We start from the raw sequence: 5,400 nt of genomic DNA, 5'->3' as shown, positions 1-5,400 counted from the left end.
TGCCGCCCGCCGCGCCGACCGCCGCGACCCGCATCATCCTCCTGAACATCCCGATGCCGAACCGGCCGATGCGGGTCGGCTTCGTCGCCGACCGGGTGTTCGAGGTCACGGAACTCGATCAGGCCGAGATGGAGGAGGCCCCCGAGGTCGGGGGGCGCTGGCGCTCGCACTACATCGCCGGCATCGGCCGCAAGGGCGAGGCCTTCGTGGTGGTGTTCGACCTCGTGGCGCTGATGTCGGGCGACGATCCGGCCCTGCTCGCCGCGGCCTGACGCGTTCCGGGACAGGCGCGCCGTGTCGCAACTCAGCGATCGTCATTTCCGATCGGTGGTCGAGCTGATCCAGAGCCAGGTCGGAATCCAGCTTCCACCGGCCAAGCGCACCATGCTGGAGGGGCGCCTGCGCAAGCGCATGCGCGCCCTCGACCTCGACAGCCTGGACGCGTACGGTCGCCACCTGTTCGACGAGGGGCGTCTCGCCGAGGAATATGTCCACCTCGTCGATTGCGTGACCACGAACAAGACGGATTTCTTCCGCGAGCCCGCCCATTTCGACCTCCTGCGCAGCGAGATCGTACCGCGGCTGATCGCCGGGCGCGGCCGTCCCCTGCTGAAGCTCTGGAGCGCGGCGGCCTCGACGGGGGCGGAGGCCTACACCCTGGCCATGGTGCTGCAGGACATGATCGCGGCGGGCGCCGGGTTCAGCTACGCGATCCTCGGCACCGACATCTCGACCGAGGTGCTGCGCGTCGCGGCCGACGCGATCTATCCCGACGAGATGCTTGCGGCCGTGCCGCCGGATCTGCGCCGACGCTACGTCATGCGGGCCCGCGATCCGGGGCGCAAACAGGGCCGGATCGTGCCGGAGCTGCGCGCCCGCACCCGCTTCCAGCGGCTCAACCTGATGGATGCCCGCTACCCGGTCGATCACGGCGTCGACGTCATCTTCTGCCGCAACGTCCTGATCTACTTCGACAAGTCGACCCAGAAAGCCGTCCTTGGACGCCTCGCCGCCCATCTGCGTCCCGGGGGCTTCCTCGTGGTCGGTCATTCCGAATCCATGGCCGGGACCGGGGTGCCGGGTCTGACGCCGGTCTCATCGACCGTCTTCCGCAGATAAGGAACCGCTCCGTTGAACCAGGCCGCCCCGATCCGCGTCCTCATCGTCGACGATTCCGCCTCCGTCCGGCAGACGCTCGCGGGCATCCTCGCCGCGGCCCCCGACATCACCGTGCTCGGCACCGCCGCCGACCCCTTCATCGCCGCCCGGCGCATCCAGGAGGAGGTGCCGGACGTCATCATCCTCGACCTCGAAATGCCGCGCATGGACGGACTGACCTTCCTGCGCAAGATCATGGCGCAGCGGCCGATCCCGGTGATCATCTGCTCGACCCTGACGGAAGCCGGCTCGCGCATGCTGTTCGAGGTGCTGGAGGCAGGCGCCGTCGAGGTCCTGCCCAAGCCCCGGATCGACACGCGCCAGTTCCTGATGGAATCCTCGATCCGGTTCTGCGATGCCGTCCGCGCCGCCGCCCGCGCCCGCCTGCGTCCCGGCCGGGCGCCGAGCCGCACGGTCGAGGCCAAGCTCACCGCCGACGCGGTGATGCCGCCGCCTCTGCCCGGCCGCGCGGTGGCCGAGACCAGCCGGATCGTCTGCATCGGCGCCTCGACCGGCGGTACCGAGGCCCTGCGCGACGTGCTGGAGGCGCTGCCGGCGGAATGCCCCGGCATCGTCATCGTGCAGCACATGCCGGAGCGCTTCACCGCCGCCTTCGCCAAGCGGCTGGACGGGCTCTGCGCCATCGCCGTGAAGGAGGCGGAGGACGGCGATGCGGTGCGGCCGGGACAGGCGCTGATCGCACCCGGCGGGCGGCACCTGCTGCTCCAGCGTAGCGGCGGCCACTACACTGTCGCCGTCAAGGACGGGCCGCTCGTCTCGCGCCATCGCCCCTCCGTCGACGTGCTGTTCCGCTCCACGGCCCAATGCGCGGGGAGCAACGCCCTCGGCATCCTGATGACGGGCATGGGCGACGACGGCGCCGCCGGCCTGCTGGAGATGCGCAGGGCCGGGGCACTGACCCTGGCCCAGAACGAGGAAAGCTGCGTCGTGTTCGGCATGCCGAAGGAGGCGATCGACCGCGGCGCCGCGGCCCGGATCGTCCCTCTCGACCGGATCGCCCACGAGATCCTGCTCGCCGACGCGCCCACTCCCCCGCGCCGGCCCGCCTCCGCCAAGTGAGGCCGGACCGCTGACGGCCTCCGGGACGGGGCCGGCCGGATCGCGATTGATCAATGGTTACAAGGGATTACTAAGGACTATCCGAGGGGCTGTCGCAGGCATGGAAGCGACAGGGGGCGCCCTCCCCCCATCCCGTCAGCCCGTGACGGCTGTCGAAGTTCTCCCATGCTCGATGTGAAACCGCCCCCGCCGCAGCGCCTCCTCCGCGAGAGCCGGCTCGGCGATACCTCCCGGCCGCCTGCTCTCATACGCCCTCCGCCTGATCCCTACGGGATGGCGGAGGGCGTCGTCGCTCAGACGCCGCGCGGGCTTCCTGACACTGGCTCCGGTTTGATCAACCGGAACCGCGGAAACAGGATCAGCAGGCCGCGACGTTGACGGCGAGGCCGCCCAACGAGGTTTCCTTGTACTTGGCCTGCATGTCGTGGCCGGTCTGGCGCATGGTCTCGATCACCTCGTCCAGGCTGACCCGGTGCTCGCCGTCGCCGCGCAGGGCCAGGGAGGCGGCCACCACCGCCTTGTTGGCGCCGAAGGCGTTGCGCTCGATGCAGGGCACCTGCACGAGGCCGGCGATGGGATCGCAGGTCATGCCGAGATGGTGCTCCATCGCGATCTCGGCGGCGTTCTCGATCTGGAAGGCCGAGCCGCCCAGCGCCGCCGTCAGCCCCGCCGCCGCCATCGCCGCGGCCGAGCCGACCTCGCCCTGGCAGCCAACCTCCGCCCCCGAGATCGAGGCGCGGGACTTGATGAGGCCGCCGATGGCGGCGGCCGTGAGCAGGAAGTCGCGCCCGCGCTCGTCGCTCCAGCCGGGACAGAAATCGCGGGAATAGCGCAGCACCGACGGCACGATCCCCGCCGCGCCGTTGGTCGGCGCCGTGACCACACGGCCGCCGGAGGCGTTCTCCTCGTTCACGGCGAGCGCGAACAGGCTGATCCAGTCCATGACCTCGTGGGCCGGGCGGCTGTTGGTGAGCCGGGTCGCCTCCAGGGAATCGTGCAGGCGTTTGGCGCGCCGCCGCACCCGCAGGCCGCCGGGCAATTCGCCCTCCTGGCGCAGGCCGCGCTCGATGCAGGCGAACATCGCGTCGCGGATCTCGTCGAGGCCGGCCTCGATCGCCTCGCGCGGACGCAGGCTCAGCTCGTTGGCAAGCTGGATCTGCGGGATGGTGAGGCCGGTGCGGAGGGTGAGGTCGAGGAGTTCGTGGGCGCTGCCGAAGGGGAGCGGCGGCGCGGCGGTCGCTGCGGAGGCGGCCTCCGCCTCCGTATCCGCGACGACGAAGCCGCCGCCGACCGAGTAGAAGATCCGCTCCTCCAAGAGCCTGTCCCCGGCATCGAAGGCGCGGAAGCGCATGCCGTTGGTGTGCAGCGGCAGGATCTCGGTGAAGTTGAACACGAGATCCCGCTCGACATCGAACACGACGCCGGAGATGCCGAGATCGCCCGTGCGGCGCAGGGCCTCCGCCAGGGGCGTGGTCCGGTCTGGATCGATGGTGGCGGGCTCGTGGCCGAGCAGGCCGAGCAGGATCGCCACGTCGGTGCCGTGGCCGCGCCCGGTCCAGGCGAGCGAGCCGTGGATCTCGGCGACGATGCGGGTGACGGCACGGTCAGCCCGCTCCAGCACCGTCTTGCGGAACCGGCGCGCGGCGACCATGGGCCCCACCGTGTGGGAACTCGAGGGACCGATCCCGATCTTGAACAGATCGAACGTGCTGATCATCGGGCCGGGTGCTCTCTCAAGGGTGCCTTCCCCCGAAACGGGTCTCGGTTCGGGGCAGCGCGGCACGACGCAAGACTGATGCTCGGCGGAGCCTTCCAGGCCGAAGGCGGCCTCATTGAGGAAACCGTGGCGAAAAGTCGAGAAGGGGCGCCGGTACTCCGCGCGATCAAGCGGCGCTTCTCTCATACCACATCCGGCCGCTTCCTTCGTGATAGCGGATCGGGGCGTCGCTCAGAGGCCGCGCGGGCTGGCCGATCCGATCTCGGCCTCGCCGCCCCGCGGGCCTATTGCCCCGGCATGGTGAGGACCAGCGGTCCGTTGCGGGTTGCGACGACGGTATGCTCGTACTGGACCGTCAGGGCTCTCGGTTGGCTGTAGAGGGTCCAGGGGTCGCCGCCGTCCTCGGCGAGAGTGGCGCCGAGGGACAGGAAGGGCTCGACGGTGAAGACCAGCCCCTCCGCCATGATCCGGCGCTCGGAGGCGTCGGGCCAAGTCGCGATCTCGGTCGGTTCCTCGTGCAGCGACCAGCCCACCCCGTGACTGGCGAGGTTGCGGACCAGGGTGTAGCCGTTCTTGCGGGCGAAGGCGCCCACGGCCCGGCCGATGCCCGCCAGCGGCTTGCCGGCGCCGACCTCGCGCAAGCCGGTCCACATCGCCCGGCGCCCGTCCCGGCAAAGCCGCTCGACCGCACGCGTCACGGGCGGCATCGCGAACGACGCCCCGGTATCGGAAAAGTAGCCGTCCTTCTCCGCAGAGACGTCGATATTGACCAGATCGCCCGGCCTGATCGCCCGCTCCCCCGGGATGCCGTGAGCGATCTCCTCGTTGACGCTGATGCAGGTCGCGCCGGGAAATGCGTAGACCAGTTCCGGGGCCGGACGGGCCCCGGCGGTTTCCAGGAAGGTCCGGCCGATCCGATCAAGTTCGCGGGTGGTCATGCCGGGCTCGAGCGCCCGGCTCATCACCTCCAGCGTGTCGGCAACGATCCGTCCGATCTGCTTGAGCCCTGCCAGATCGTCGTCGTTCGACACCGTCATGCTGCTTTCCTCTCGCGCGCTGGAGGCGGCCCTCACCGGGGAACCCGACCCCGTTCCCGGTTGAACTGAGCGGAAGCGGATCGGCAAGCCCGCACGGCGTCTGGACGACAGCGACAGCCGCCATCCCGGAGGGCTCGACCGGATGGCGGATGACATGTCCGCGCCCGGCCCGTCTTCCCGGCCGGCCCGGGCGGAGGTCTCGTAGATCTTCCTGAGCGCAGAGGCTCGCCCCCACCGACCGCCCTCCACCGGAGAGGGGAGAGCGACGCGGCGGCCCGCAGGACGTTTCCTTCTTGCCCCTTGCTTGCCTCTTGCGCGCAGGATTCGCGGATCTCAGCGCGCCGGGATCAGCCTGTCGTAGAGGGCGATCAGATCCTCGCCCTGGTCGGCGGCGGTGCGGGGCGGCCG

At 70.4% G+C, this 5,400-nt stretch carries 5 protein-coding genes; 3 read left to right on the top strand and 2 right to left on the bottom strand.

Features of this window, described 5'->3' with window-relative positions:
- From MZTS_RS22750 to MZTS_RS22740, 3 genes are all read left to right on the top strand, one after another.
- On the top strand, positions 1-272 hold a 272-nt coding region (locus MZTS_RS22750; RefSeq protein ID WP_192285522.1), incomplete at its 5' end, for a chemotaxis protein CheW.
- A 22-nt stretch (positions 273-294) separates the two neighbouring features.
- On the top strand, positions 295-1,119 hold the full coding sequence (locus MZTS_RS22745; protein ID WP_192285521.1) for a CheR family methyltransferase: 825 nt from the start codon (positions 295-297) through the stop codon (positions 1,117-1,119).
- Positions 1,120-1,131: 12 nt separating this feature from the next.
- Complete coding sequence (locus MZTS_RS22740; RefSeq protein ID WP_192285520.1) at positions 1,132-2,238, top strand: protein-glutamate methylesterase/protein-glutamine glutaminase; 1,107 nt, start codon at positions 1,132-1,134, stop codon at positions 2,236-2,238.
- Positions 2,239-2,596: 358 nt separating this feature from the next.
- Here the strand turns inward: MZTS_RS22740 and MZTS_RS22735 are convergent, their stop codons facing one another.
- On the bottom strand, positions 2,597-3,955 hold the full coding sequence (locus tag MZTS_RS22735; RefSeq protein WP_192285519.1) for an L-serine ammonia-lyase: 1,359 nt from the start codon (positions 3,953-3,955) through the stop codon (positions 2,597-2,599).
- Between the two features lie 284 nt (positions 3,956-4,239).
- A complete protein-coding gene (gene map / locus MZTS_RS22730) occupies positions 4,240-4,992 on the bottom strand; it encodes a type I methionyl aminopeptidase (protein WP_009863108.1) in 753 nt (250 codons plus the stop codon).
- Positions 4,993-5,400: the final 408 nt, after the last annotated feature.

Source organism: Methylorubrum zatmanii, from assembly GCF_014845115.1.
Lineage (GTDB): Bacteria > Pseudomonadota > Alphaproteobacteria > Rhizobiales > Beijerinckiaceae > Methylobacterium > Methylobacterium zatmanii.
The sequence above is the reverse complement of the archived record's forward strand: the minus strand, read 5'-3'. Positions and strand labels throughout refer to the sequence as shown.